A 25559-nucleotide genomic window follows, 5' to 3' on the forward strand; every position below is an offset into this window, starting at 1 on the left:
ACCGAGAAAAACGGATGCTGCCCGCGCGACTCGCGCAGGCAGCATCCGTTTTTCTGCTGTCAGGTCGCGGGCAGCGGGCGATACGTGGCCTGGGTGAACCCGGAACCGAGGTCACGCGTGCCGGTGAGCTCGAGCCGGATGTCACGGTCCACGTCGCCGAACAGGGGAATGCCCGAGCCGATCAGCACCGGCGCGATACTCACCGTGAGCGAATCGAGCAAGCCCGCGCGAAGGAACTGCTGCACCACCGTGCCGCCGTCGACGTACACGTGCTGCCGGTTCTCCGCGCGGAGGGTGTCGATCGCGTCGTCGAGCGACGCGTGAACGGAGGCGTCAGGCCAGTCGATCGAGGTGAGCGTACTGCTCAGCACGAGTACACGTTTGCCACCGTACGGGTACTCATCGAATCCCCGAACGATGTCATAGGAGTTGCGGCCGAGCAGCATCGAGTCGACGGAGGCGAAGAAGTCGTCGTAGCCGGTGTCGCCGAGGCCGGCGCCGGCGTCGAGCAGCCAGTCGAGGCCACCGTCGGAGCGCGCGATGAACCCGTCGAGGCTCATCGCGAGGAAAGCGGATGCCCGGGGCAGGGGCAGAGCGGAATCGTCGGTCATGCGGGCACGCTATCACCGGCATCTGACAGTGTTGAAGGGGGGTGGTCCCGTCCCGTGGTCATTCCGGAGCGTGAGAACTACGCTGGCAGGATGGCTCCCGACTTCGCCCACGAACCCGACGCTCGCCGCTACACCCTTCGGATCGGCGACGAATTGGTCTGTGTTGCCGACTACTCGGAGCGACCCGGGCAGATCTACTTCACCCACACATACACGTCGCCGGCGCGACGCGGACACGGCCACGCGGCATCCCTCATCGAGTTCGCGGTGAATGATGTCGCATCGAGGACAACGGACCGGATCGTTCCGGTGTGCTCCTTCGTCGTCGACTGGTTCGACTCCCACCCGGAACGCGCCGACCTGCTTCGCCGCGACGCGAAGGCCTAGCTTTTCCCGCCAGGCTCCACGAGCGTGAGGAAGGCGCTGAGTTCGGCTATTCCCTGCGCATTGACCGGCAGATAATCGGTGAGCGCCGGCGAGTACACCAGGTACGCCGCCCATTTTGCGCGCGAGATGGCGACGTTGAGCCGGTTCTTCAGGATCAGGAACCCCATCCCCCGCGGTACCTCGGACGCAGCGGATGCCGCTAGAGTCACGATCGCGATCGCAGCCTCCTGGCCCTGGAACTTGTCGACGGTTCCCACCCGAACGCGGTCGAACCCAGCGGCTGCGAGGGTGTCGCGCACCAGCGCCACCTGCGCGTTGTACGGAGACACGACGATGATGTCGTCCTGGTCGAGCGGGTCGTCGTCACGGGACTCGGTCGGGTCTGTCCACGATCTGCCGATCGCCGCCCGCACCAGCTCGACCACTCGCGCGGCCTCCTCGGCGGAGGCGACGGCGTTGCCTGCGTGTTCGACGGCTTCGATGTGGAGTCCGGGTTCGATGCCGTCGAGGTACCTGCTGGAGGTGACCTCGTGTGCGTGCAACTCACCCTCGTATGACAGCCGCGACACCGGTGCGGTGACGGCGGGATGCATCCGCCTGCTTTCGGCGAGGAAGTAGCCGAGGTCGGCCGGAAGAACGTCGTGCCCGTCGCTCACCCAACCCAGCGCGGACGTGTCGATCGGTTCCGGGTGCAGCCCCTGGCTCACCTGCGGCAGTTGCTGCGGGTCGCCGAGAAGCATGAGGTTCCTGGCAGCGACGCTCGCCGCGATCGTGAACGCGAGCGAATACTGTCCTGCTTCGTCGATGACCAGCAGGTCGAGGCTGTGCCGCGGCACTCGGGCCTTGTTGCTGAAGTCCCACGCGGTGCCGCCGAGCACGAAGCCAGTCGCGTCATTCTCGGTGGCGAACATGAGGTGCCCGTTGGCATCGAGCGGCGTATAGGGGACGCTCGTGGCATCCACCCCTGTCTTCTTCACCTTGCCGACGAGCCCGGCGGGCAGCCCGGCCTTGACGACGGCGGTGAGCAGGTTCTCGACGACGGCGTGGGACTGCGCGACGACACCGATCTTCCAGCCGTGGTCGCGGACGAGAGCGGCGATGACGTGCGCGCCGAGGTAGGTCTTGCCCGTGCCTGGCGGGCCCTGCACGGCGAGGTAGGAACGGTCGAGATCGAGGATGCTCGCGATGACCGCGTCGATGCGCTCCCCGGTCACCGGGGTGAGAGCGCCGGATCGGGTGCGGGGTGGCGTGCGGCGGAGGATGTCGACGACCGGGTCGCTCGGCCACTCCGGCTGCGCGTCGACGATGGCCTGCGCCCATTCCTCGATGGCGGGTTTCTGTTGCCCGGCTGGCGGGGGCGCGGACGGAGTGAGCGCCATCGGCAGGTCGTCGAACGGCTCGATGCCCGCCTGAAGGGTTTCTTCGACGAGGGCGCCACGATCGTCGACCTCGAGCACCTTCACGGAGCGCGTCGGGCGGGAGCCGGGGTCGCCGACCGTCGCCTCGAACGGGCCCGGGTGCTCGTAGAGCACGAACGGTCCGGCTGAATCACCCGGTTTGACGCTGCTGCCCGGTGCCCATTTTCCGGTGAGCCGCACCCAGCGCCGGTCGGTGCGCTGCTTGCCCTCCCGGAACCACGGCTTCTCGACCGATGCTCCGCCGTCTTCGACGACGAGGACGTCTCGGTTGTCTTCCCAGGACTGGACGTCCTGGATCAGGCGCGCGAAGTGAGCCCACCAGAAGCTTTTCTGTTCCCGCTGGTGGTAGTCGATGGCGGCTGCCGCGAAGGCGGCGGCGGTCTGGTCGGCACTTCGCCCGGCGGCGAGACGGTCACCGGCGATCGAGAGCAGGGCATAGCGAAGCGGTGACGGCTCGATGTCCGGGACGGAGTCCTTGGCTTCGTGCAACGTGCCGGGCTGGATGCCGTGCTCACGACCGCGTTCGATCAGCCAGTCTCGAAGGCGAAGCGTCGAAACGCAGTCGTACCGGTTGTAGTCGCCGATCTCGTCGAGCTTGTGCTGCCCGTCCGTGTCGTTTCCGGTCTCGATCAGCTCCCGCGCATCCGCGTATTCGGTGATCGACGCTGCTCCGTCTTTCACGTCGCTCTCGCGCAGTTCGTCACCCATGTAGAGCGGTTCGAGCTTTTTGATCGAGTAGGAGCGGGAGCCGACCCGGATGCTCTTCTTCACCATCGGGTACAGGTCGACGAGGACGTTGTCGCGGAACAGCTGATCGACCTCGTCCTCGCCCTCGCCGTGGCGGGCAGCGATCGACGACAGGTGCGTGCGCTCGTATGAGGCGTAGTGATAGATATGCAGGTTCGGGAATGCACGCCTGCGGTCGGCGACGTAGTCGAGGAAGTTGCGGAGCGCGACGCGTTCCTCAGCGAAGCTGTGTGCCCAGAACGCCGTGAAGGTCCCGTCGACGTCGACGAGCCCGAAGAGGTAATCGAGCCCCCACGAACGGCCCTCGCCCTCGGTGTACAGCGGGTCACCTTCGAAGTCGAAGAAGATGTCGCCGGGGTCGGGTTCGGGCAGCGCGGCGAGTGCGAGCGGATTGAATACCCGCACCGGCGGCGGCGTGCCGGGGCCGGGCTCCGGTGGGCCCTCGAGCTGCAACTGGGCCTGCAGGCGCAGGCCGGCGAGCGTTGAGGCACCGATGCCGACGTCGCTCGCCTCACCGTCGAAGTCGACCAGTTGCTCGATCGTGGTGATGCCGTGCGCGGCGAGCCGGGCCCGCTGGGTCACACGCATCCCGCCGACGAGGAGCACGTCACGAGAGGAAAGGATCTCGGCTTCGCAGGTCTCGCAGCGGCCGCAGATCGTGTATCGGGCGTCTCCCCAGACCACAGCGGCATTGTTGGGGTCGTCGAACCGTTCCGCGATGATCCGGTGCAGCCGCTCTTCACGCTTGAGGTAGACGGGCAGGATGTCACTGACCCGGTGCGTGCTCGTCATCCCGTTGCCGAGCAGGATCTGCACGGTGTCGGCCGGCTCGACGCCGAGCTGCCGCAACTGGACGACGTAGGCGGCGAGCTGGAGCAAAGCGGTCACCTTCGCCGAGCGGGCGAGCTTGGTGTCCTGCACGAGGTACCGGCCGTCGCTCTGCCGCACGATGAAGTCGGCGAACCCGACGAAGTTCCCGTCGAAGAACGTGGCCTGGAAGACGACATCGGCTCCGGCGTCGAACGCACGCTTCGTGGCGGCAACGGCCTCGGCGAGCGCGTCGCGCGTCAACTCAGCGGGGCGCTCGATCTCGACGACACCGGGCCCGAATTCAGCACGGTAGGCGTCGAGGACCCGGGCTTCGTGTTCGTCTCCGAGCCTTCCTGTGCGCGCGAGCATCGCGTCGACCACCTCGTCGACACGCTCCGTGCGGCCGAGCTTGGCGTCGAGTTTGCGCAGGAAGGCGAACTCGCACGTGGACGCGACGGTGAGGTCGCTCGCGCTGGTGACAAGGCACGCGCGAGAGAGCGATTCGTCGAGGAAGAACATGGGACCTCCGAGGTCGGGCAGTTCCGAGGCTAGCGGCAGCCGCCGACATCAGACCCTGCTTCGCCCGGTGGTTGTAGCACAAACGCACGGATGCCCGCACTGCTCTATCGCGAACGACCCCCGGCCGCGTAGCGTGGGGCCATGACTGACAACGACACAACCGAGACCCCGAAGCCCCGCGACCGTTCGCACCACGACGAGACCACCGATCGTCCCGGGCAGTCGGCCGATGGCATCCCAGACGGTTCAGGCACCAACACCGACACCGGTGACGACACCGACCGCGACACTGTGTCCGGCGGCCCCGCCGACTAAGTCCCCCACGAAGTTCCACGAGTGGTTCACCGTCCCTCCGCAAGCGAGGGACTGTGAACCACTTTTGCGCTTCGGGCAAGGCGCAGGCCGAAGGATGAGAGAATGAACGGATGTCGTCTCCCGCCGCTCCCCTGGTGGATGTCACCGACATCATCCGTCTCGTCGGCAACTCCGCGTTCAATCGTGCGACCGCGTACGCCAGGAACGGTGCCGTCCGTGACCTCGACTGGGACCATGACGCCGGCAGCCTGACCGCTGAGGTGCAGGGCACAGCTCCTGATCCGTATCGGTGCAGGGTCGTGCTCGCTCCCGCCCGCAAGGAATTCAGCCGACCGACGACCTCCAGCTGCACCTGCCCGCTCCGCGCGAGCTGCAAACACGTCGCTGCCACCTTGCTCGCGAGCAACGCACGAGCGGTGAAGAACATCGATCTCCAGCCCGGAACACAGGATGACCCGGATGCTTTGTCGCGCGACCGTCAATGGATCGAACGCAACCTGCGATCCGCAGACGAGTGGTACTCAGGCGAGACGACGTGGCCGAGTGACACCTGGGATGAGAAGGAACCCGAGGTTCCCCGAGGCCCCGCTCAACCCGAGTGGAAATCCGCTGTCGGTGCACTGACCGGCCAGCTCGCGGCATCCGGAAGCGCGCCGACGCCGATGGGATTGCAATTCGAGTTGCGGGAGCAGACCCCGCGCACCCGCCACCGCTGGAACGGTCCAACCGCACGCACAGCAAAGAGCACGACCGGGTCCGGTGAGTACAGGCTCGGGGTGCGGCCGGTCATCCGGAACGAAAAGGGCAACTGGGTCCGCACGAACGTCGGCTGGAACACGTTCAGTTATCAGGTCAACCGGCTCGGCCTCGACCCGCAACAGCACCGCTGGTTCAGCCAGTTCGCCGCGCTTCATCGGGCCGCCCGCAACGTGTATACCGTCGGCCAGGACCTGGACTGGCTCTACCTCGACGACTTCAACAGTCCCCTGCTGTGGAACCTCCTCTCCGAAGCGCGATCCCTCGGGATCGAACTCGTCGGCAGCCGCAAGGACGCGAGCGTCCGGATCGGTGACACAGCCCTCGTCGGCCTCGACGCCACAGCGGATACCGACCTGCGCCTCGTCCCCACCCTCACGATCGACGGAGTGACCCATCCGGCCGAGTCCGCTGGGCTCCTCGGCGACCACGGGGTGTACGCCTACGCCCTCGAGCCTGCACCGAGTTTCGTGCTCGCCCGGGCACCGGAACGGCTCACCGAGGAGCAGCAGCGCCTCGTCGGCCAGTCCTCGGACGTCGTCGTACCTGCCGCAGACATCGACGAATTCCTCGCCGAGTTCTACCCGCGTCTTCGACACTCGATCCCGATCACCTCGACCGATGAGACCGTCGAGTTTCCCCCGGTCATTCCCCCTGTTCTCGTGCTCACCGCGGCGTTCTCGGCCAAGCACACCCTCGCACTCGAGTGGGACTGGGAGTACCGCGAGGGCACGACAACGACACGGATGCCGCTCTACGCGACAGCCCACGACTCCGGTTCACGAGACCTCCAGATCGAGCACGTGATCGCGGATCGGGCCCGCGCCATCACACCCCTCGAGTCCAGGACCCTCATCGGGCTCGACGCTGCCGAGTTCACCGACAAGGTGCTCCCAGGCATCGAAGCGGTCGAGGGGGTCCGGGTCGACGTGATCGGCACGAGGCCCGACTACCGCGAGCTCACCGAGACCCCGAAACTCAAGGTCACCACCGTCGAAACCGACCAGCGGGACTGGTTCGACCTCGGCGTTATCGTGACCATCGACGGGCAGAAAATCCCGTTCGGCCCACTGTTCAAGGCGCTGTCGAAGGGCCAGACCAAGCTGCTGCTCGTCGACAACAGCTACCTCTCGCTGCAGCAGCCGGCGTTCGAGCAACTGCACGACCTGATCGAGGAGGCCAGGAGCCTCGCCGAGTGGGACACCGGCATGCGGATCAGCCGCTACCAGTCGAGCCTCTGGGAGGACCTCGAGGATCTCGCAGACGAGTCCGAGCAGGCCGCATCCTGGCGGAGCGCCGTCTCCGGCCTGCGCGAGATCGACACCGTCGAGCCCGTGCCGCTGCCTTCCAGCATCCAGGCCACGCTCCGCCCGTACCAGCTCGACGGTTTCACCTGGCTGGCGTTCCTCTACAAGCACCAGCTCGGCGGGATCCTCGCCGACGACATGGGGCTCGGCAAGACGCTGCAGACCCTCGCCCTGATGGCGCATGCGAAGGAGACGACCGAGAAGGAGAAGCGGCGTCCGTTCCTCGTCGTCGCCCCGACATCCGTCGTCTCGAACTGGGGAATCGAAGCCGCACGGTTTGCGCCGGACCTCGACGTGCGCACCATCACCGCGACGCGTGCGAAGAGCGGCCCGCTCACCGATGTCGGCACAGCGGATGTCGTCATCACGTCGTACACACTGTTCCGTCTCGATTTCGACTCGTACGCGAGGCACGAATGGGCGGGGCTGATCCTCGACGAAGCGCAGTTCGTCAAGAACCGCACCGCGAAGGTGCACCAGTCGGCCCGCGACCTCGACGCCCCGTTCAAGCTCGCGATCACCGGAACGCCGATGGAGAACAATCTGCTCGAACTGTGGTCGCTGTTCGCGATCGTGGCACCTGGCCTGTTCCCGTCAGCCCGCAAGTTCCTCGACGAGTACGCGAAACCGATTGAAGCCGGGGACCGGCCTGAGCTTCTCACGCGACTGCGGCGTCGCATCCGCCCGCTGATGATGCGCCGCACGAAGGAACTCGTCGCCACCGACCTGCCCGCGAAGCAGGAGCAGGTGCTCACCATCGACCTCAATCCGAAGCACCGCAAGCTGTACGACACGTTCCTGCAACGGGAACGGCAGAAACTGCTCGGCCTGCTCGACGACATGGACAAGAACCGGTTCATCGTCTTCCGCTCGCTCACGCTGCTCCGCATGCTGAGCCTCGACGCCTCCCTCGTCGACGAGCAATACGCGAACGTTCCGTCGTCGAAGCTCGACGCGCTCTTCGAACAGCTCGAGGATGTACTCGCCGAGGGCCACCGTGCCCTCATCTTCAGCCAGTTCACGTCGTTCCTCGGCAAGGCTGCCGCGCGACTCGACGCCGAGGGGATCCCGTACGCCTACCTCGACGGCTCGACGACCAGGCGGGCGGATGTCATCAGGAAGTTCAAGGACGGCGACGCCCCGGTCTTCCTCATCAGCCTCAAGGCGGGCGGGTTCGGCCTCAACCTCACCGAGGCGGATTACGTGTTCCTCCTCGACCCGTGGTGGAACCCGGCGACCGAGGCGCAGGCCGTCGACCGGACCCACAGGATCGGCCAGACCAAGAACGTCCTCGTTTACCGGATGGTCGCCAACGGCACCATCGAGGAGAAGGTGATGGCGCTCAAGGCGCAGAAGGCAAAGCTGTTCAACGCTGTGATGGACGATGACGCCGTATTCAGCTCTGCGCTCACCGCAGACGACATCCGCGGGCTGCTCGAGGCGCCCGAAGAACCGACGCCGATCGAGCGTGCCGCCGAGGACTTCGCCGTCATCGAAACGGAGCGCCGTTCGCGCTGGGTTCCCAGCGACGAGTGACATCCGTTTCCCGAGGGAGACAGAAGCCGCCCGCGTGCGTATGCTGTGCAAATGATCTCGACACCAGCGGGCCCCCCGGATGCCTCTCCCAGCATCGCCCATGCGTCTGAGCCATCATCGACAGCGGACCCCGCCGCCGACGGTTACGACGAGTTCCACCTCGACTACGACCCCTCCGCCGGCAGCGGCACGAGCTTCAGCGACCTCGACTTCCCACTCGCCTGACCCGACCCGCCCGTCACCGCCGGCTCACCGCGTGAGCTCCCCCAGACGCAATGGCTCGACCGGGTTGTCGAGGTTCGCTCCGCCCCGGTAACGAGCACCGATGTGCTCGGCGGGCAGGTGCGCTCCGCCACCGAACAGTCGCTCGCGCAGGGTTTCACCCGGTTCGTACCCCTCACGCAGGCGGCCACGCTTGCGCAGCTCTGGCACGACGAGCTCCACGAAATCGCGCGTGGTCCCGAACGAGTGGTACTGGCGCAGGTTGATCCCGTCGACACCGTCCTCGTCGAGCCAGCGTTCGATTTCGTCTGCGACGACACCGGGAGTTCCCGCCACGAAGTAGCGGCCTTCCCTCCCGTTCCGTGCGTCGTCGACGAGGTCCCCCGCTGTCTTTCCCGGTGGAAGCGATCGCGCGAACGGCACCCCGGTCTTCCCTTCGCGCTCGAGGATGTCGGAGACGAGTGTCTCGCGGGGGTATGCGGTCGGGTCGATCGCGAAACCGCCGTGGGCGAGGATTCCGTCGACGCTCGAGTGCTCGCGATAGCTGGCGAGCTTTCTCTCCACCTCGGCATCCGTTCGCCCGGTCACGACACCGGCCTGGACGATGAAGCGGATGCCGTTCCTCTCGCGACCGTGCCGCTCGGCGGCATCCCGCATCGCATCCGTGTTCCGGATGAAGTCGGCGGCCGACCTGCCGCCGGTGAAGACGACCTCGGCGTGCCGGCCGGCGAATTCGATCCCCGCCGGTGAACCGGTGGCCTGGTAGAGCACGGGGGTGCGCTGGGGTGACGGGGCAACGAGGTGCGGGCCGGCGACGCGGAAGTTCTCTCCGGCGTGGTGGATGTACCGCACCTTCGCCGGGTCGCTGAACACGCCCGCCTGCCTGTCCTTCACGACGGCATCGTCGTCCCACGAGCCCTCCCACAGCTTGTACAGAACATCGAGGTATTCGTCGGCGATCTCGTACCGCTTGTCGTGGGGAATTTCGTCGTCGAGACCGAAATTGCGCGCAGCATTCGGCAGGTAGGAGGTGACGATGTTCCAGCCCATCCGCCCCTTTGTCAGGTGGTCGAGCGTGCTCATCCGGCGGGCGAACGCGAACGGCGGCTCGTAGCTGGTGGAGAAGGTGACCCCGAATCCAACGGACTTCGTGACGGCCGCCATCGCCGGAACGATCGTCAGCGGGTCGAGGTTGGGGATCTGCAGCCCCTCCCGGATCGCTGTCTCCGGTCCGCCGCGGAACACGTCGTACGCTCCGACGACGTCGGCGAGGAAGATTCCGTCGAACCCGCCGGCCTCGGTGAGTTGAGCGAGTTCGGTCCAGTAGTCGATGTCGGCGTACCGGTCGCGGTTGTTGTCCTCGAGTACCCACAGTCCGTGGGTGATGTGGCTCACACACGCCATCTCGAACAGGTTGAGGGCGAGCTTCTTCGGTTCGGTGCTCATGCTCGTGCGCTCCCCTGCGTCGTTTCTGCCGGCGCCCCTGCACCCTGCCAGCTCGGTGGCCTGTCGTTGAGGTGGTAGTCCCCGATTTGCCTGGCCCGCTGGACGGCGGGGTTGTGGGAGGCGACGGTGCGGGCGTTTCTCCAGTGCCGGTCGAGCGCTGCCCCGGTGCCGACGGCGGATGCTCCCCCCACCTCGAACAGTTCGGTGGTCGCGTCGAGCACGAGAGGCAACACCACCTGCTGAGCCTTGAACACGTTGAGTTCGGCCATGAGGAACGCCTCATCGGTGCCGCGCCCGGAAATGGAGTCCCGGAGGGCGCGGTCGAGTTCATCCGCACTGGAACGGACGATCGCGCGTGCCGACCACGCCGCACTCGCGACTTTGCCGACGACCGCCTGCACGAGCTCGTTCTCCCGCGGCAGCGCCTCGCCGGCGAAACCGAAGATGCGGCGGCGGGGCCGCACGAAGTCGACCGTGTCGTCGAGTGCCGCCTGCGCGATTCCCGCAGCGGTGGCGAGCAGGCACAACTGGAACACGGCGGCGAGGTACCGGGACTGGCGGCTGTCCGGTTCTGCTCGCGTGATGTCGGCCGGGTCGATGGGAACGTCGGTGAAGACCGCGGTTCCACTCCCGGTGAGTTTCTGGCCGAATCCGTCCCAGTCGTCGACGACGCTGACCCCGTTGTGCGCTGTTCGCACGGTCACACCCACCCGTTCGTCGCCGTCGAGGGCGGAGAGGTAGATCCAGTCGGCGTAGATGCTTCCTGTGGTGTAGAACTTGCGTCCGGTGAGCAGTGGTACGCCGTCGAGCCGGGTGATCCTGGTAGTGATCTCGGCGGTCTCCTGTTTCTCGGACTGCGCGTTGCCGACAAAATCACCGGAGAGGATGCGATCCCGCCAGCGGATGCTGTCAGCCGAGTCCGGGTTGAGCAGGAGAGTTTCGACGAACGCGAGGTGTCCACGGTAGAGGTGGGCGACGTTCGAGTCCGCTGCTGCAAGGTCGATGAGTTCGTCGAAGACGTCGGCGAGCCGCGTGGCCGGGCTGCCGTCATCCGCCAGCCTGCGGCGGCCGAAGCCGATCTCCTGCAGGGCACGGACTTCGGCGAACGGGAGGCGACGGGTGCGCTCCCTGTCGAGGGCGCCGCGGCGGATGTCGTCGACGAGCGTGCGGAAGGTCGAGGTGAAGGCGTGCCCGTGAAGGCAGGGGCGGGGAGTGGTGAGAGTCATGGCATCCGTTTCTGGGGGTCTCAGGATGAGAGCGTCGTGACCCGGGACGGGCCGGGGATGGAGTCGAGCAGCCGGCGGGTGTACGGGCTGCGCGGTGCCGAGAAGATCTCACTCACCGGCCCGGACTCGACGAGGGTGCCCGAGTCGAGAACGGACACCTCGTCGGCGATCTGCCGCACGAGGCTGAGGTCGTGGGAGATGAACAGATAGGTCAGGTTGTGCGTCTCCCGCAGGTCGAAGAGCAGGTCGATGATCCGCGATTGAACGGTGACGTCAAGAGCGGAGGTGGGTTCGTCGAGCACGAGGATGCCGGGGTGTGAGATGAGGGCCCGCGCGACCGCGACCCGCTGGCGTTGCCCGCCGGAGAGTTCGCGGGGGCGCCGGTCGAGAACCGACGACGGCAGGGCCACCTGGTCGAGTGCTTCGGCGACCCGTTCGGCCCGTGCGGCCCGCGAGCGCTGACCGGCGAGGATCAGCGGCTCCTCGAGAGCGCGCCGGACGGAGAAGCGCGGATCGAGGGCGGCGAGCGGGTTCTGGTACACCAGCTGGAGTTGCTGGGCGTGGGGATTGGAGTGCACGGGGGTTCTCTCGAGCGTGCGGTCGCCGACCCGGATCTCACCAGAGTCGAACGCCGTCAGACCCGCGATGGCGCGGGCGATGGTGGTCTTGCCCGAACCGGACTCCCCGACGAGGGCGTGCGTGGACCCGGCGGCGACGGTGAACGAGACGCCGTCCACGGCCGCGTGCGACCCGAACCGTTTGACGAGTCCCGAGACCGTGATCGCGTTCAATTCGGGAGCGGGGTGGACGGATGCCGCACGGCGGTCGCGGTATTTGTCCGGCGAGAGCGCCGGGGCGTCGGAGAACAATTGGCGCGTGTACGGGTCGAGCGGGTTCTCGACGATGTCGGCTGTCGCCCCGGATTCGACGAGCTCACCCTGGTGAAGCACGGCGATCGTGTCGCTGCGCTCCCCGGCGAGAGCGAGGTCGTGGGTGATGAACAGCAGCGCGAGCCCGAGTTCGCGTTGCAGGTCGCCGAGCAGGTCGAGGATCGTTTTCTGCACCGTGACGTCGAGAGCCGACGTGGGTTCGTCCGCGATGAGGAGCTTCGGTTCACCCGCGATCGCGATGGCGATGAGCACACGCTGCAGCTGACCGCCGCTCAGCTCGTGCGGGTAGGAACGCACCCGCCGCTCGGGGTCGCGGATGCCGACCCGGTCGAGCAGCGCGATGGTGCGCTCGAGCACGGTGCGTCTCGTCGCCGACGAATGCTGGAGCAGGGCGGCACCGACCTGGGAGCCGATTCTCTGCAGCGGATCGAGGGAGCTCAGCGGGTCCTGCGGGACGAACCCGACGACGGTGCCGCGGAGGCCATGCCATCCGCGCCGGGACAGCTCCGTGACATCCTGTCCGTCGATGCGGACCGTGCCCGATTCGATCCGGCCGTTGGCGGGCAGGAGCCCACCGGCGGCGAGCGCGATCGTGCTCTTTCCCGAGCCGGACTGGCCGACGAGCGCGAGGGTCTTGCCAGCCTGGAGGGAGAGGCTGACGTCGCGGACGACGGTTGTGGCTGCACGGCCGCTCGCGTAGCCGATCGTGAGGTCGGTGATTTCCAGGATCGGTGCCGTCGTCGGGGGCGTTGTCGGTGTGGCGGGGAGCGTGAGGGTCATGTCAGTCCTTCCGAGTGGAGCTGAAGATGGAGTTGATCCGGCTGATCGACAGCACGGTGAGCACGATGACGAGCCCGGGGAGGAGGGTGAGCCATGGCGACGACACGATGTACTCGCGTCCTTCGGCGACGAGGAGGCCCCACTCCGGCTGGGGCGGCGGGGCTCCGTAGCCGAGAAAGCTCAGGGCGGCGATCCAGAGAATGGATGCCCCGAATTGAAGGGCCGTCATCGACAGGACCGCGGAGTAGGAGTTCGGCAGGACGTGCCGGAACAGAACGGTGAAGCGTTTTGCGCCGATGTGGTGGGCGGCTTCGACGAAGGTCAGGTTTGTGACGGTGAGCACCTCCGAGCGCATGAGCCGCGTGAACGTCGCCACCGAGGCGATGCCGACGGCGATCGCGGCGTTGGTCGCACCGAAGCCCAGGGCGACGACGACGACCATCGACAGCAGCAGCCCGGGGATCGACAGGAGCACGTCGATGACGCGGCTGACGATCACATCCACCCATTTTCCAAAGTAGGCGGCGAGGAGCCCGAGCAACGATCCGACGCCGAGACCGATCGTCACGGCGAGAAGAGACGCCGAGATGGTGCGGCTGGTGCCGAAGACGACCCGGGAGAGCAGGTCGCGTCCGAGATAGTCGGTGCCGAACGGGTGGGCGAGGCTCGGCCCCGCGAGCGTGGTGCCCGGTGTCGCTTCGAGCGGGTCGTACGCGGTGAGAAGCCCCGGCCACAGGATCGCCACCCCGAGGAGGGCGAGGAACAGGACGGCGGCGGCGTCGGCGACCCGTCCTCCGCCGCGGAAGGCCGCGATCGCCCGTCGTGTCGGGCCTCCCGGGGCGAACCGGCGGAAGGGCGCGCTGGCCGGCGAGGTCACGAGGGTCGAATCGGTCATGACACTGCTGCTTTCTGCGTCGGTGCGACCGTCACGGCGACCGGTTTCGGAGCCGTCCGGATCCGCGGGTCGATGAGCGGGTAGACGAGGTCGGTGACGAGGTTCACGAGGGTGAAGACGATCGCCACGATCATCACGATCGCCTGGACCACCGGGCCGTCCTGCGCACGGACCGCCTGTTCGGTGACGAATCCGAGGCCGGCCCGGGAGAAGATCGCCTCGGCGATGACCGAACCGGCGAGCAGGTCGCCGATCGTCAGGCCCAGCAGGGTGACAGCGGGAATCGAGCCGTTCTTGATCACGTGTCCGGTGATGATCCGGTATTCGGGCACGCCCTGTGCACGGAGCACGGTGACGAACGGTTCGCCGTACGCCTTGCGCAGCCCCTGGATGAGGACTTGAGCGATGGGCGCGTTCACCCCGACGGCGAGGGTGATCGCCGGCAGGAGGAGTGACTTGACCCCCTCGTCTCGGATCGACGAGAACCAGCCGAGCTGGTACGCGAACACCTGCAGGAGCAGAAGACCGATCAGGAACCCGGGAGTCGACAGCGCGAGCACCGGCAGCACGGCGAAGAGCTTTCGGAGCGGAGCGAACGGCGCGAAGACGGCGCCGAGGGCGACCCCGAGAGCGAGCACGATGGTGAACAGGAGGGCGACAGCGGCGAGCGCGACGGTGTCTCCGAGGCCCTGCTGGATCAGGTCCGCGACCGGTCGTCCTGTCGCCAGGGAGTACCCCAGGTCGCCTGAGAACAGCCGCGTGACCGAGATCCAGAACTGTTCGATCGAAGCCTTGTCGAGGTTGTAGTACTCGAGGATCGCCCCGGCCTGGTCTGCCGGAATGGGATTCTGCGGATTGTTGATCCTGCTCGCCACCGGGTCACCGGGGAGGAAGAACAGGACGGCGTAGACGAAGACGTAGGTGAGGGCGATGACGAGCAGTGAATGCCCGAGCCGCCGGAGAACGAAGGGGAGGGATGTCATGGGAGCTCCTCGGGAGCGGATGCCGGCCACGCGTCGCGCGACGCGGCATCCGTTCTCGTGTTCTATTTCTTCTCGGTCCAGGTGTTGTAGAACCAGGGCCGCGCTTCGGCGCCCCACTCGAAGTCCCTGATGTGCGGCTGGTAGGCGAAGACCTGCGTGTCGTTGAGGATCGGCAGCAGGTAGGCCTGGTCGACGACGTAGTCCTGCAGTTCGCCGAGGATCGCGGCCCGTTCGTCGGGGTCGATCGCGGTGATGTGGTCGGTGAGGAGCGCATCGAGCTTCGGGTCGGGCGTCGGCAGGTTGAGCGAGTTCGTGTACGCGCTGTGGTAGTTCACGGTGAGGCGCAGCGGGTCGGCCTCTGGCCAGCCGTTGCGGCGGACTCCGACGTTGGGATCCTCGAGCGTCGTGACGTAGCTCGCGTAGTCGGTCTCCTTGATCTCGAGGTCGATTCCGATCTGCTTGAGCTGCCACTGCACGAGCTGGAACAACGGTTTCGCCGTGCTGTCATACACGTCGACGTAGGTCAGGATGGACAGCGGCTCCCCGTTCTTCTCGCGGATGCCGTCGGCGTTACGTTCCGTCCATCCCGCTTCATCGAGCAGGCGGTTGGACTCCTCAGGGTTGTACGCGAGCTTCTCGGACTGGTCCCGATAGCCGATCGAACCCGGCGTGATGATGCTCGATGCTGCGTCCCAGTTGTCGGTGTAGAGGTCGTCCACGATCTGCTCGCGGTCGATCCCGACCTGGAGCGCCTTGCGCACGTTGATGTCATCGAGGAACGGGGCCGACTGGCGGACGTCCCAGACGTTGGCGTTGCCGATGCCCTGCACACCGACGACGGTGAGACCTGCATCCTCCAACGTCTTCTCCTCGCTCGGCTGGACGTACCGGATGAGGTCTGCTTCACCGGAGCGCAGCGACCCGAGCCGGACGCTGTCCTCGGTGACGGGAAGCACGACGATCTCGTCGAGGTACGCCTCCCCCTGGTTCTCGACGCCGGGCGGTGCCCAGGCGTAACCGTCGCGCTTAGTGAAGACGATCTCTTTTCCGTACGTTTCGGATTCGACGACGAACGGGCCACTGCCGATGAAACCGCTGATCTGCGACTGCTTCTCGATGCTTGCGTCGATCGTGGCATCGGCGGCGAGCGCCGTACGCCAGTACGACAACACGGCGAGGAACGGCGCGCTCGGCGCTGCCAGCGTCACCGTGACGGTCTGCTCGGCGTCATCGGACTCGACCGATTCGACCTTCGGGAACCAGTTGTTCGCGGGGATGCCTTTCTCAGCATCGCCGTAGGCCTGCCACTCCAGGTTCCGCTTCACGCTCGCCGCGTCGAGGTCGGTTCCGTCGGAGTAGGTGACTCCGTCGCGGATCGAGAACTCGTAGACGAGTCCGTCGTCGCTGATCTCCCAGCTTTCGGCGATCCACGGTTTTAGTTCAAGCGTCTCGGGGTCGCGGAAGATGAGACGGTCGCCAATGTTCTGGATGTAGGCGCTGTCCTGCCAGGTTCCGCTGGACTGGAGTTGCGTGTTCGACGACAGCTCGGCGTCGAGGTAGACGAGAGTGCCGCCGTTCTTCTCAGTGGAGTTTCCGCCGGCAGCGGGAGTTGCGGCGCAGGAGCTGAGGAGCATCGCCGCTGCGAGCGCTGCGGCTGCGATCGGGGTGGCGCGGCGGACGGGTGTCCAGCGACGGGTGACGGCTGTCTGTCGTGACATGATGCTCCTCGGAGAATGCGATACCCCGCTGATCGGCTCCAATGGCCGAGGCGGTGAAAGCAAGCATGCTGAGGCATCCGTTTCGAGCGCTACAGACGTTAAGCAATGAGTCGTCGTGTGTCGTAACACAGCGGGTGTTCGCGGACCGGTCACCGGCCGTCGGTTCGACAAATCGGGGCGGCTTAGGTTAGCCTAACCTTCGGACAGTGAGCGCCCCCGAATGGGGCCATCCTGTCTGCCGAATCTGGCCACTTTCCCTTCCTGAACTGGAGTTCTTCGATGACCCCTGCTCGCTCTCGCTCTCTCTCCCTCGGCGCTCTCGCGCTCGCCAGCGCCCTCGCCGTGACCGGTTGCGCCGCAACGCCCGCCGAGTCCGCTCCGAAAAAAGCTGCGGCAACCGAGATCGACGTGACGCACGTGCAGGGAACCACCGAGGTTCCGGTCAACCCGAAGAAGGTCATCACTTTCGACATGGCATCGCTCGACACCCTCGACGCGCTTGACGTGAAGGTCGCGGGCCTGCCGCAGCAGAACGTTCCCGAGTACCTCAGCGAGTACGCGGGTGAGGAGTATCTGAACGCCGGAACTCTCTTCGAGCCCGACTACGAGGCCGTCAACGCGGCAGAGCCCGACCTCATCATCGTCGCGAACCGTTCCGCCGCCGCCTACGAGGAACTCAGCAAGATCGCACCGACGATCGACCTCACCCTCGATTGGGAGGACTACCTGCCGAGCTTCCGCACCAACGTCGAAACCCTCGGCGAGATCTTCGAGAAGGAAGACGAAGCCACCGAAGCCCTCGACCAGATCGACGCCAAGATCGATGACGCCAAAGAATTGGCAGCGGATGCCGGCACCGGCTTGATCATCATGACCAACGCGGGTGAAATCACGGCATACGGGAGCGGCTCGCGCTTCGGCTGGCTGCACGACGAACTCGGCCTTGCCACGGCGATCGACGATGTCGAAGCCGCAACGCACGGTGACCCCGTCTCTGCCGAGTTCATCCTCGAGGCGAACCCGGACTGGCTGCTCGTGCTCGACCGCGACGCGGCGATCGGTGAGAGCGGTTCCACCGCTCAGCAGGTTCTGGATAACGAAGTCATCGCGAGCACCACCGCCTGGCAGGAAGACCAGGTCCTCTACCTCGACAGCGTTCCGTTCTACGTCGTCATGAGCGGCCTCGGCGCCGTCAACCAGATGGTCGACCAGATCACGGTTGGCCTGAAGTAATTTCTGCACCGGCCCGCATCGAAGCGCCCCGGGAACCCCGGGGCGCTTCGGCGCACCCGAAAGTCGCACGACCCCGATCCCCGCGCCGGTCAGCCCTCCTGCTGACCGGCGCGGGGATCGCCGTTCTCCTGCTCGCCGTGCTGAGCACGTTCATCGGCGTGAGCGACGTATCGCCGCTGAGCCTTCTCGAGGGTGGTCCGGATGGCAAAGCAGCCCAGCTGCTCGTCGTCAGCCGACTCCCCCGCACCCTCGCCCTCGTGCTGACCGGTGTCGCGATGTCGATCGTCGGCCTGATCATGCAAATGCTCGTCCGCAACAAGTTCGTCGAACCCTCGACCACCGGCACCGCGGAATCCGCTGCCCTCGGTCTGCTCGTCGTCACCATCTTCGCGCCCACCCTCCCGCTGTTCGGCAAGATGGTCGTCGCCGCGATCTTCGCCCTCGCCGGCACCGGCCTCTTCCTCCTGATCCTGCGCCGCATTCCCGTGCGGTCGATCGTGCTCGTGCCGCTCGTCGGCATCATGCTGGGTGGGGTCATCGGCGCCGTCACCACCTTCTTCGCCTACCGCCTCGACCTGCTGCAGACGCTCGGGACCTGGCTGACCGGTGACTTCTCCGGCATCCTGCGTGGACGTTATGAGCTGCTCTGGCTTGCTCTCGCCATGACCGTGATCGCGTGGATCGCCGCCGACCGGTTCACCGTCGTCGGCCTCGGCCAGGAGTTCACCACCAACCTCGGTCTGCGCTACGGCCGCGTGCTCGCGCTCGGTCTGACGATCGTCGCCGTCGTCACCGCGATCGTCGTCGTCACCGCGGGGGTGATCCCGTTCCTCGGGCTGATCGTGCCCAACATCGTGAGCATCGCGATGGGCGACAACGTGCGCCGCTCGATCCCCTGGGTCGCCGTCCTCGGCGCCGGTTTCGTTCTCGCCTGCGACATCGTCGGCCGGCTCCTGCGATTCCCGTACGAGATCCCGCTCGGGATCGTCGTCGGTGTTGTCGGTTCTGTGCTGTTCCTCTACCTGTTGTTGAGGAGGCCGTCACGTGCCCACTGACACCCTCACGCTGAGCCGCCCCGCGTCGGTTCTCGCCTACACGCGCCGGCCCGGCGTGCGACTGGGGATTCTCGCGGTGCTCGCCGTGGCATCCGTCGTCGTGTTCCTCACCGTCGACATCGTCGGCAGCTGGGACTTCGCCGTGCCGTTCCGGGCGCGCAAGGTCTACGCGATGGTGCTCGTGGCGTTCGCGATCGGGGTGTCGACGGTGCTGTTCCAGACCATCACCGACAACCGGATCCTGACGCCGTCGATCATGGGGTTCGACTCGCTCTACCTGCTGATCCAGACCCTCGTCGTGTTCGTGTTCGGCGCCAGTGCGCTCGCCACCGTCGACGAACAGGTGAAGTGGGTGGTCGAGGTCGCGCTCATGGTGACCTTCTCGACGCTGCTGTTCCGCTGGATCTTCGCCGGCGCCAAACGGAGCATCTACCTGCTCGTGCTCGTCGGCATCGTGTTCGGCACCCTGTTCCGCAGCCTCTCGTCGATGATGCAGCGGATGCTCGACCCCGCGTCGTTCGCGGTGCTGCAGGATGCATTCTTCGCAAGCTTCAATGCGGTCGACGAACAACTGATGCTCATGTCGGCGATCGCGATTCTCCTCGTGAGTCTTGTCGGGATGCGGATGATGCGAGTGTTCGACGTGATCGGACTCGGGGAGAGCCACGCGATCGGGCTCGGGGTGAACCACCGCAGGGTCGTCACGGTCATGCTCGTGCTCATCGCGATCCTGGTGTCGGTGTCGACCGCTCTTGTCGGTCCGATCACCTTCTTCGGGCTCATCGTGTCGAACCTCGCCTATGCGTTGCTCGGCACCTCCCGCCACGCTTTCGTTCTGCCCGCGACGGTTTTGCTCGGGGTGATCTGCCTGGTCGGTGGGCAGTTCATTCTGGAGCACGTCTTCGCGCTGGACACGGCCCTGAGTGTCGTGATCGAGTTTGCCGGCGGCATCCTGTTCATTGTTCTGCTGCTGAAAAGAGGGGTGCGATGATCTCCATCTCGCAAGTGACCAAGCGATACGGCAGACAGGCGGTCGTCGACGATGTGTCGCTCGAGCTCGGCGGGTGCGGCATCACATCGATCATCGGGCCCAACGGTGCCGGCAAGTCGACCCTGCTCTCGATGGTTGCGCGACTGCTCCCGCTCGACGGCGGCACGATCACGATCGACGGGCTCGACGTCCGCACGACGCCCGGATCGGTGCTGGCGACGAAGGTCGCCGTCCTGCGGCAGGACAACCACCTCGCTGCGCGACTCACCGTTCAGGATCTGGTGTCGTTCGGCCGGTATCCGTATTCGAAGGGCCGGCTGACGTCGGTCGACCGGGATGCCATCGCGCGGGCGATCGGGTATCTCGACCTCGAGCCGTTCGTCGACCGGTTCCTCGATGAACTTTCGGGTGGGCAGCGGCAGCGGGCATTCATCGCGATGGTTCTCGCGCAGGACACCGACTACGTGCTGCTCGACGAGCCGCTCAACAACCTCGACCTGCGGCACGCTGTCGACATCATGAAGCTGCTGCGCGCGGCCGCCGACGACACCGGCAAGCGCATCGTGCTCGTGATGCACGACATCAACTTTGCGTCGGTGTACTCCGATGAGATCGTCGCGATGCGGGATGGACGGGTGGTATTGCACGGTCCGTCGTCCGAGGTGATGCAGTCGGAGGTGCTCGGTTTGATCTACGACCTCCCGATCGACGTGCGTGAGGTCGACGGGGAGCGGATCGGGTACTACTACCGCTGACGGTCCTGGCTTCATCGGTCCGCTATGACGGGTTTCCGGTCGGGAAACCGGCATTGAACGGATGCCGTTCCGCATTTTCCTGAGCATTATTCGAGAATCGGAAACGCCTCGAAGTTCCGGATCTAGGGTGTACGGACGAGCCGCAACGACGCGGCCAGAAGGTGAGTACATCATGAGCGACAACATCGATACCGCCGGCACCGTCGGCACGGAGAGCGAGCCGAACGAGCGCAGCATCCGTGACTGGGCAGATCTCGGCCAGGAGATGTGGTCATATTTGACGGGACGCAGTGCCGTCATCGACTACAACTTCATCGACATGACGGTGGAAGTCCCGCGGGATATCGGCCCTGATGCACCACGCGCCACGTGGAAGTTCAACGGAACGGTCCGAATAACAACGAGCGACAACCAGGCCGACGGCTCCTCCTCCGTCGGCTCCTGACATGTCGTCGACCTTCCTCGACATCGACCTGTCGTTCTCGCTGGTAGAGCCATCGGCAGCAACCGCGCAGGACGGGACCCATGACGCGACGCGGATGCACGGGAAGATCAGTGCGAACGGCACTGAGGTAGAGGTATACACAAGCGATCCCGAAGCGCTGCTGGGCGGACGGCGACCGAAGCTGTCGCACCTGCGGGTTGTTGCAGATGAACTCGCGAAGCGTGGACTGACCGTTGCCATCAACGGACCGGTCGGCCTCATCGCCAGGGTCGGCGTGGTTCGAACGACGGTCGCGCAACGGCTGGTGACGCGATCGTCGCACATCGAACTCGGGTCCCCTGCCGTTCTCGCGCCGCTGCTGACGGCAAAGCGGCGGTCGGCAGAGGCACGGGCAGCCATCGATCTGCCGCCATCGACGTTGTTTCCCCTTGCGCCGACATTTGACCGTCGGGTGCGCCGGACGGTGACGACGACGCATTACACGCCGGGATCGGGACGACCGCGCCTGATCTTCGTGGTCGGCTCAGAAAACTGGCGCGGGCAGAGGCCGCGTGAGTTCGACCTGCTTCCGACCGTGACCCGGATCGGGTCCGGCGAGTCCAATGATCTGAGGCTCGACGGCCTGCTCGAGAATCATGCGGAGATCGTCCACGACCGCGAAGACGAGTACGTGTTCTACCCGTCGCAGCGGGCGGGGGCGACGACGTCAAGCGGGCGGAGAACCGACGGGCAGATCCTCCGCACGGGTGCGCGGGTCGAGTTGGGGCCGTGGCGGATGGCGTTCTTCCGTGAGGAGTTCGCGGACCACGGTCGTCCCTTCGGCGGGCGGGTCGGCGGGGAATTCGCCTACCAGCGCCCCCAGCCTCCGCGGCATCGTGCCACGGAGCCGCCGCGCGACTGACCGCACGTCGCACCGAACCCGACAGAATGGGTCGCGGACACAGCACCGGCGCTGCCCCACAGAGGAGGAACCCATGACAACCATCGCGATCATCGGCGGCGGGTACATGGGCCGCACGCACGCGGCCGCGTGGACGGAAATCGGCGAGGGGCGTGGCATCCGTTACGTCTGCAGCCGGCATCCGGTCGACGGCTTCGGCGACGCACCGAATGCTCGATTCGTGACCGATCTGGGCGTTGTGCTCGCCGACCCCGAGGTCGACATCGTCTCCATCTGCACGCCGACGCACACGCACCGGGAGATCGCGGTCCGCGCACTGCTCGCCGGCAAGCACGTCCTGCTCGAGAAGCCGATCGCCCTGTCGATCGCCGACGCCCGAGCGATCGCGGCGGCCGCGAGCTCGACCGGGAGAACCCTCATGGTCGCCCACGTTGTTCGGTTCTTTGAGGGGTACCGACGGGCTCGCACCGACGTCGAGGCAGGACGGATCGGCACGGTGCTCTCGGCACGCGCGCGCCGGCTGATCACGAAACCGGATGCCGCATGGTGGTACGACGACGCCCGGTCCGGTGGGGTCGTGGTCGACGTGGGAATCCACGACGTCGACCAGATGAACCTCATGCTCGGCACTCCCGTCGCCGTCACCAGCCGGGCGGTGGACCCGCTCGGACCGATCGAGACGACGATCGAGTACCGCTCGGGTGGTGTCGGGCAGGTGCTGACCTTCGCGGATGTGCCACCCGGCGCGCCGTTCACGAGCTCACTTCAGGTGGTCGGAACAGAGGGGATGATCGACTACGACTTCTCAGCGGATGCCCCCACCGCGTCGGTCGGGTTCAGCGGCGTCAACACGTACCGGCTGGCGACGTCCTCGTCGAGTTCGAGCGTCACCCTCTCCGCGCTCGACCACTATGCCCGGCAGGCGGAGTACTTCCTGGACTGTGTGCGAAACGGGACGGAACCGGAGTTCAGCCCGACGGCATCCGCTGTTCGTGCTCTCGAGGTGGCGCTCGCGGCGCGGCAGTCGCTGCTCACCGGTGAGACGGAGATACTCGAGGAGCGCGCCTGAGTTCGCACTGGACGTGACCTCCCCCGACCGGCCAGACTCTTTCGGAAGCGGCCCGCGCGGCCGAACCCCGGCGAAAGGCACGCGTTGAGTTCGATCCGACGGAGCACCCTGACCCTCCCGACATCGAAGGAGGGGCCGTCGAATCCTCTGCCGAACCTGTTCGGCAGCGGCGACATCCACGCCGAGTCCGGTTTCGCGGACGACGAGCCGGGCCTCGAGCAACGCGCCAGCCGTGGCCAGACGGCACTCCCCTACCTCGACCAGGACGGGTACTCGGCCGACGAGGAACCTCGCGACCACGCGACCATCGTGCTCGAGAACGAACACCTGACCGCGACCTTTTTGCCGGGCCTCGGCGGGCGGCTGTGGTCGCTCATCGACCGCGACTCGGGCCGCGAGCTGCTGCACCAGAACGAGGCGATCCGGTTTCGCAACCTTGCCTTGCGCAACGCGTGGTTCGCCGGTGGTGTCGAGTGGAACATCGGCATGATCGGGCATTCACCGTTCACGAGCTCACCGGTGCACACGGCGGCGCTGAGCGGCCCCGACGGCGAAGTCGGGTTGCGGTTCTTCGAGTACGAGCGCATCCGCAACGTGAGCTTTCGGGTCGATGCCTGGCTGCCCGCCGGGTCGCGTGAGCTGTTCATCCGCGGCACCATCGTCAACGACCAGCCCGACCCGACCCCGATGTACTGGTGGTCGAACATGGCGGTGCCGCAGAACGACGATACCCGCGTGCTGGCCCCGGCCATGTCCGCGTGGCGCTACGGCCACGACCGTGTGCTCGGAACCGTTCCCGTGCCGATCGTCGACGGTGCCGATCTCACCCGGCCGGCCGCGACGGAAACCACCGTGGACTACTTCTTCGACACGCGAGGGGCCCGGATGCCGTGGGTCACCGCGGTGGACGGCTCCGGTTTCGGTCTCGTCCAGGCGTCGACCGCGAACCTCAGAGGCCGCAAACTCTTCGTCTGGGGTCAGGACTCCGGTGGCAGGCACTGGCAGGAGTGGGTCTCCGGCCCGGATTCGTATTGCGAGATCCAGGCCGGTCTCGCCCGCACCCAGCTCGAATACCTCACCATGCCGGCCGAGACCGAATGGACGTGGGTCGAGGCGTACGGTGCGCTCCGAGTCGACCCGGCGGCCGCGCACTCCGACGACTGGGCGACCGCGACCGGAGCCGTCGACGCCGCACTCGCGACTCGCGATCTCGAAGCCAGGCTCGCGGCTTTCTCCGCCAGGGACCGGTCCGCCGAGATCCTCGTCGAGGTGCTGCCGGACGGGTCAGGCTGGGGCGCCGTCGAGAACGCACTGCGTGCACTGGCGGGTCGCACCCCGATCGACCCGGAGAGAACACCGTTCGGTGAGGATGCCGTCGGCCCGGCCGAGGACTACTGGTTGCGACTCGCACGCGGCGAGGCGGCATCCGACCTCGACCCGTCCGTTCCGCCGGCGTCGTACCAGGTCGACCCTCGCTGGGTCGGGTTGCTCCAGCAGCGCAACGACTGGCTCGCGCTTCTGCACCTCGGGGTGATCGCGGCAGCGCAGGAATCGTTTGCCGATGCCGGGGAGTTGTGGCAGGCATCCGTCGACCGCGCCCGGAACGCGTGGGCGCTGCGCAACCTCGGAGCCCTCGCCGCCGACCGCGGCAACACCGCCGAGGCGGTCGGCTTCTACCGGGAGGCGCACGCGATCGCGCCAGCGCTGCTTCCGCTCACGCGCGAACTGCTCGCCGCGCTCGCGAGCGACGGCCGCGCGAGCGAGGTGCTCGAGCTGATCGGACAGCTTTCGACGACCGAACGCGAGGACGGCCGGGTTCTCGTCGCCGAGGCGCGCGCCGCTCTCGCGACCGGCGACGTCGACCGGTGCCGGAGCATCCTCGAGCGGGACCTCGTCGTCATCGACCTGCGTGAGGGTGACCCGCTGCTCGAGGAACTGTGGACCGAGTACCAGGCCGCGGCGGGCACATCGGATCCGCTGCCGTTGGCGTACGACTTCCGGATGTGACGCGCACGGACCGCGAGTTGCCCGCTTTCGCGGGTGTCGCGGCCCGCACACCCGCGAGACCCGGCAACTCGCGGAGGATTCTCATGCACGCGTGCCACGATCGGGGCATGACGGTCACGACGGCATCCGTAACACTGGCACTCGAGCTGCGGAAGGCGGGACTCAGCTGGATCCCCGAGTCCGGAGACCAGTTCTGCCTCGACTCGCACGAGTTCGAGGGTGAGGTCTTCACGGTCAGCGACATGACGATCGAACCGCACGACTACGACACCGGAACGATCCTCGGGTTCAACGGAACGACCGAGTGGGCGCTCGACTCCGTCGCCCTCGAGAAGACACTGTGGTTGCCCCGCGAGGACCAGTTGCGCGCGCTGCTCGGCCCCACCTTCAGCTTTCTGCTCCGCGTCGACGATATGTGGGTGGTCGAAGTTGAGCGCGACGGCGAGAAGCTCCGCTTCGACGGCGCGACGGCACCGGATGCTTACGCTCTCGCCGTTCTCGGCGTGCTGAGCGCGAAGACCGCCTGACCCGTCGCAT

The 25559-nt window shown here is 66.5% G+C and carries 21 protein-coding genes; 13 read left to right on the forward strand and 8 right to left on the reverse strand.

Annotated features, from left to right (window positions below):
• Positions 1 to 59: 59 nt before the first annotated feature.
• Complete coding sequence (locus tag D9V29_RS03655; protein WP_121671963.1) at positions 60 to 611, reverse strand: dihydrofolate reductase family protein; 552 nt, start codon at positions 609 to 611, stop codon at positions 60 to 62.
• Positions 612 to 701: 90 nt separating this feature from the next.
• Here D9V29_RS03655 and D9V29_RS03660 point away from each other — a divergent pair, with 90 nt between their 5' ends.
• Positions 702 to 998 (forward strand): GNAT family N-acetyltransferase, encoded by a 297-nt coding sequence (locus D9V29_RS03660; protein WP_121672036.1) that lies wholly within the window; start codon positions 702 to 704, stop codon positions 996 to 998.
• Here the strand turns inward: D9V29_RS03660 and D9V29_RS03665 are convergent.
• Positions 995 to 4492 (reverse strand): TM0106 family RecB-like putative nuclease, encoded by a 3498-nt coding sequence (locus tag D9V29_RS03665; RefSeq protein WP_121671964.1) that lies wholly within the window; start codon positions 4490 to 4492, stop codon positions 995 to 997. The genes D9V29_RS03660 and D9V29_RS03665 overlap by 4 nt on opposite strands.
• Before the next feature lie 141 nt (positions 4493 to 4633).
• On the opposite strand from D9V29_RS03665, the gene D9V29_RS14860 reads away from it, so the two are divergent.
• From D9V29_RS14860 to D9V29_RS14865, 3 genes are all read left to right on the forward strand, one after another.
• The gene (locus D9V29_RS14860; RefSeq protein ID WP_183084898.1) at positions 4634 to 4807 is read left to right on the forward strand and encodes a hypothetical protein; all 174 of its coding nucleotides are present in this window, start codon (positions 4634 to 4636) and stop codon (positions 4805 to 4807) included.
• Between the two features lie 110 nt (positions 4808 to 4917).
• Positions 4918 to 8406 (forward strand): DEAD/DEAH box helicase, encoded by a 3489-nt coding sequence (locus D9V29_RS03670; protein ID WP_121671965.1) that lies wholly within the window; start codon positions 4918 to 4920, stop codon positions 8404 to 8406.
• A 51-nt stretch (positions 8407 to 8457) separates the two neighbouring features.
• The gene (locus D9V29_RS14865; RefSeq protein ID WP_183084899.1) at positions 8458 to 8631 is read left to right on the forward strand and encodes a hypothetical protein; all 174 of its coding nucleotides are present in this window, start codon (positions 8458 to 8460) and stop codon (positions 8629 to 8631) included.
• A 24-nt stretch (positions 8632 to 8655) separates the two neighbouring features.
• Here D9V29_RS14865 and D9V29_RS03675 read toward each other — a convergent pair whose 3' ends face one another.
• The 6 genes from D9V29_RS03675 to D9V29_RS03700 all read right to left on the reverse strand — a co-directional run bounded on the left by D9V29_RS03675 (position 8656) and on the right by D9V29_RS03700 (position 16566).
• Positions 8656 to 10074, reverse strand: coding sequence for an LLM class flavin-dependent oxidoreductase (locus D9V29_RS03675; protein WP_121671966.1), 1419 nt, complete (start codon positions 10072 to 10074; stop codon positions 8656 to 8658).
• Entirely contained in the window at positions 10071 to 11300 is a 1230-nt protein-coding gene (locus D9V29_RS03680) for an acyl-CoA dehydrogenase family protein (RefSeq protein ID WP_121671967.1), read from the reverse strand. The genes D9V29_RS03675 and D9V29_RS03680 overlap by 4 nt, the downstream gene beginning before the upstream one ends.
• 20 nt (positions 11301 to 11320) lie before the next feature.
• A complete protein-coding gene (locus D9V29_RS03685; RefSeq protein WP_121671968.1) occupies positions 11321 to 12970 on the reverse strand; it encodes a dipeptide ABC transporter ATP-binding protein in 1650 nt (549 codons plus the stop codon).
• A gap of 1 nt (position 12971) precedes the next feature.
• Positions 12972 to 13865 (reverse strand): ABC transporter permease, encoded by an 894-nt coding sequence (locus D9V29_RS03690; protein WP_121671969.1) that lies wholly within the window; start codon positions 13863 to 13865, stop codon positions 12972 to 12974.
• Positions 13862 to 14848 (reverse strand): ABC transporter permease, encoded by a 987-nt coding sequence (locus tag D9V29_RS03695; RefSeq protein WP_121671970.1) that lies wholly within the window; start codon positions 14846 to 14848, stop codon positions 13862 to 13864. The genes D9V29_RS03690 and D9V29_RS03695 overlap by 4 nt, the downstream gene beginning before the upstream one ends.
• Positions 14849 to 14910: 62 nt before the next feature.
• On the reverse strand, positions 14911 to 16566 hold the full coding sequence (locus tag D9V29_RS03700) for an ABC transporter substrate-binding protein (protein WP_121671971.1): 1656 nt from the start codon (positions 16564 to 16566) through the stop codon (positions 14911 to 14913).
• A 279-nt stretch (positions 16567 to 16845) separates the two neighbouring features.
• Between D9V29_RS03700 and D9V29_RS03705 the strand changes: the two genes are divergently transcribed.
• The 9 genes from D9V29_RS03705 (at position 16846) to D9V29_RS03745 (ending at position 25549) form a co-directional block, all read left to right on the forward strand.
• Complete coding sequence (locus D9V29_RS03705) at positions 16846 to 17799, forward strand: siderophore ABC transporter substrate-binding protein (RefSeq protein WP_121671972.1); 954 nt, start codon at positions 16846 to 16848, stop codon at positions 17797 to 17799.
• A 158-nt stretch (positions 17800 to 17957) separates the two neighbouring features.
• Complete coding sequence (locus D9V29_RS03710) at positions 17958 to 18854, forward strand: ABC transporter permease (RefSeq protein ID WP_373294797.1); 897 nt, start codon at positions 17958 to 17960, stop codon at positions 18852 to 18854.
• On the forward strand, positions 18844 to 19845 hold the full coding sequence (locus D9V29_RS03715) for an iron chelate uptake ABC transporter family permease subunit (RefSeq protein WP_121671974.1): 1002 nt from the start codon (positions 18844 to 18846) through the stop codon (positions 19843 to 19845). The genes D9V29_RS03710 and D9V29_RS03715 overlap by 11 nt, the downstream gene beginning before the upstream one ends.
• Positions 19842 to 20600: an iron ABC transporter ATP-binding protein gene (locus D9V29_RS03720; protein WP_121671975.1), complete on the forward strand. Its 759-nt coding sequence runs from the start codon at positions 19842 to 19844 to the stop codon at positions 20598 to 20600. Before D9V29_RS03715 ends, D9V29_RS03720 begins: the two co-directional genes overlap by 4 nt.
• A 172-nt stretch (positions 20601 to 20772) precedes the next feature.
• Positions 20773 to 21045, forward strand: a complete 273-nt coding sequence (locus D9V29_RS03725) for a hypothetical protein (protein WP_121672037.1) — start codon at positions 20773 to 20775, stop codon at positions 21043 to 21045.
• Between the two features lies 1 nt (position 21046).
• Positions 21047 to 21946: an FHA domain-containing protein gene (locus tag D9V29_RS03730; protein WP_121671976.1), complete on the forward strand. Its 900-nt coding sequence runs from the start codon at positions 21047 to 21049 to the stop codon at positions 21944 to 21946.
• Positions 21947 to 22019: 73 nt separating this feature from the next.
• A complete protein-coding gene (locus D9V29_RS03735) occupies positions 22020 to 23015 on the forward strand; it encodes a Gfo/Idh/MocA family protein (protein WP_121671977.1) in 996 nt (331 codons plus the stop codon).
• Positions 23016 to 23099: 84 nt separating this feature from the next.
• Positions 23100 to 25022, forward strand: coding sequence for a DUF5107 domain-containing protein (locus D9V29_RS03740; protein ID WP_121671978.1), 1923 nt, complete (start codon positions 23100 to 23102; stop codon positions 25020 to 25022).
• A 107-nt stretch (positions 25023 to 25129) separates the two neighbouring features.
• Complete coding sequence (locus tag D9V29_RS03745) at positions 25130 to 25549, forward strand: hypothetical protein (protein WP_121671979.1); 420 nt, start codon at positions 25130 to 25132, stop codon at positions 25547 to 25549.
• The last annotated feature ends 10 nt before the right edge of the window (positions 25550 to 25559 follow it).

Origin of the sequence: Mycetocola manganoxydans (genome assembly GCF_003667545.1) — a bacterium.
Classification (GTDB): Bacteria; Actinomycetota; Actinomycetes; order Actinomycetales; family Microbacteriaceae; genus Mycetocola_A; species Mycetocola_A manganoxydans.

Bases quoted from the DNA above. Each gene is read 5' to 3' on its own strand.
- D9V29_RS03725 (WP_121672037.1), top strand. From the start codon at position 20,773: ATGAGCGACAACATCGATACCGCCGGCACCGTCGGCACGGAGAGCGAG.
- D9V29_RS03665 (WP_121671964.1), bottom strand. From the start codon at position 4,492: ATGTTCTTCCTCGACGAATCGCTCTCTCGCGCGTGCCTTGTCACCAGC.
- D9V29_RS03680 (WP_121671967.1), bottom strand. From the start codon at position 11,300: ATGACTCTCACCACTCCCCGCCCCTGCCTTCACGGGCACGCCTTCACC.
- D9V29_RS03670 (WP_121671965.1), top strand. From the start codon at position 4,918: ATGTCGTCTCCCGCCGCTCCCCTGGTGGATGTCACCGACATCATCCGT.
- D9V29_RS03705 (WP_121671972.1), top strand. From the start codon at position 16,846: ATGACCCCTGCTCGCTCTCGCTCTCTCTCCCTCGGCGCTCTCGCGCTC.
- D9V29_RS03695 (WP_121671970.1), bottom strand. From the start codon at position 14,848: ATGACATCCCTCCCCTTCGTTCTCCGGCGGCTCGGGCATTCACTGCTC.
- D9V29_RS03735 (WP_121671977.1), top strand. From the start codon at position 22,020: ATGACAACCATCGCGATCATCGGCGGCGGGTACATGGGCCGCACGCAC.
- D9V29_RS03745 (WP_121671979.1), top strand. From the start codon at position 25,130: ATGACGGTCACGACGGCATCCGTAACACTGGCACTCGAGCTGCGGAAG.
- D9V29_RS03730 (WP_121671976.1), top strand. From the start codon at position 21,047: ATGTCGTCGACCTTCCTCGACATCGACCTGTCGTTCTCGCTGGTAGAG.
- D9V29_RS03675 (WP_121671966.1), bottom strand. From the start codon at position 10,074: ATGAGCACCGAACCGAAGAAGCTCGCCCTCAACCTGTTCGAGATGGCG.
- D9V29_RS03700 (WP_121671971.1), bottom strand. From the start codon at position 16,566: ATGTCACGACAGACAGCCGTCACCCGTCGCTGGACACCCGTCCGCCGC.
- D9V29_RS14865 (WP_183084899.1), top strand. From the start codon at position 8,458: ATGATCTCGACACCAGCGGGCCCCCCGGATGCCTCTCCCAGCATCGCC.
- D9V29_RS03720 (WP_121671975.1), top strand. From the start codon at position 19,842: ATGATCTCCATCTCGCAAGTGACCAAGCGATACGGCAGACAGGCGGTC.
- D9V29_RS03655 (WP_121671963.1), bottom strand. From the start codon at position 611: ATGACCGACGATTCCGCTCTGCCCCTGCCCCGGGCATCCGCTTTCCTC.
- D9V29_RS03685 (WP_121671968.1), bottom strand. From the start codon at position 12,970: ATGACCCTCACGCTCCCCGCCACACCGACAACGCCCCCGACGACGGCA.
- D9V29_RS14860 (WP_183084898.1), top strand. From the start codon at position 4,634: ATGACTGACAACGACACAACCGAGACCCCGAAGCCCCGCGACCGTTCG.
- D9V29_RS03660 (WP_121672036.1), top strand. From the start codon at position 702: ATGGCTCCCGACTTCGCCCACGAACCCGACGCTCGCCGCTACACCCTT.
- D9V29_RS03690 (WP_121671969.1), bottom strand. From the start codon at position 13,865: ATGACCGATTCGACCCTCGTGACCTCGCCGGCCAGCGCGCCCTTCCGC.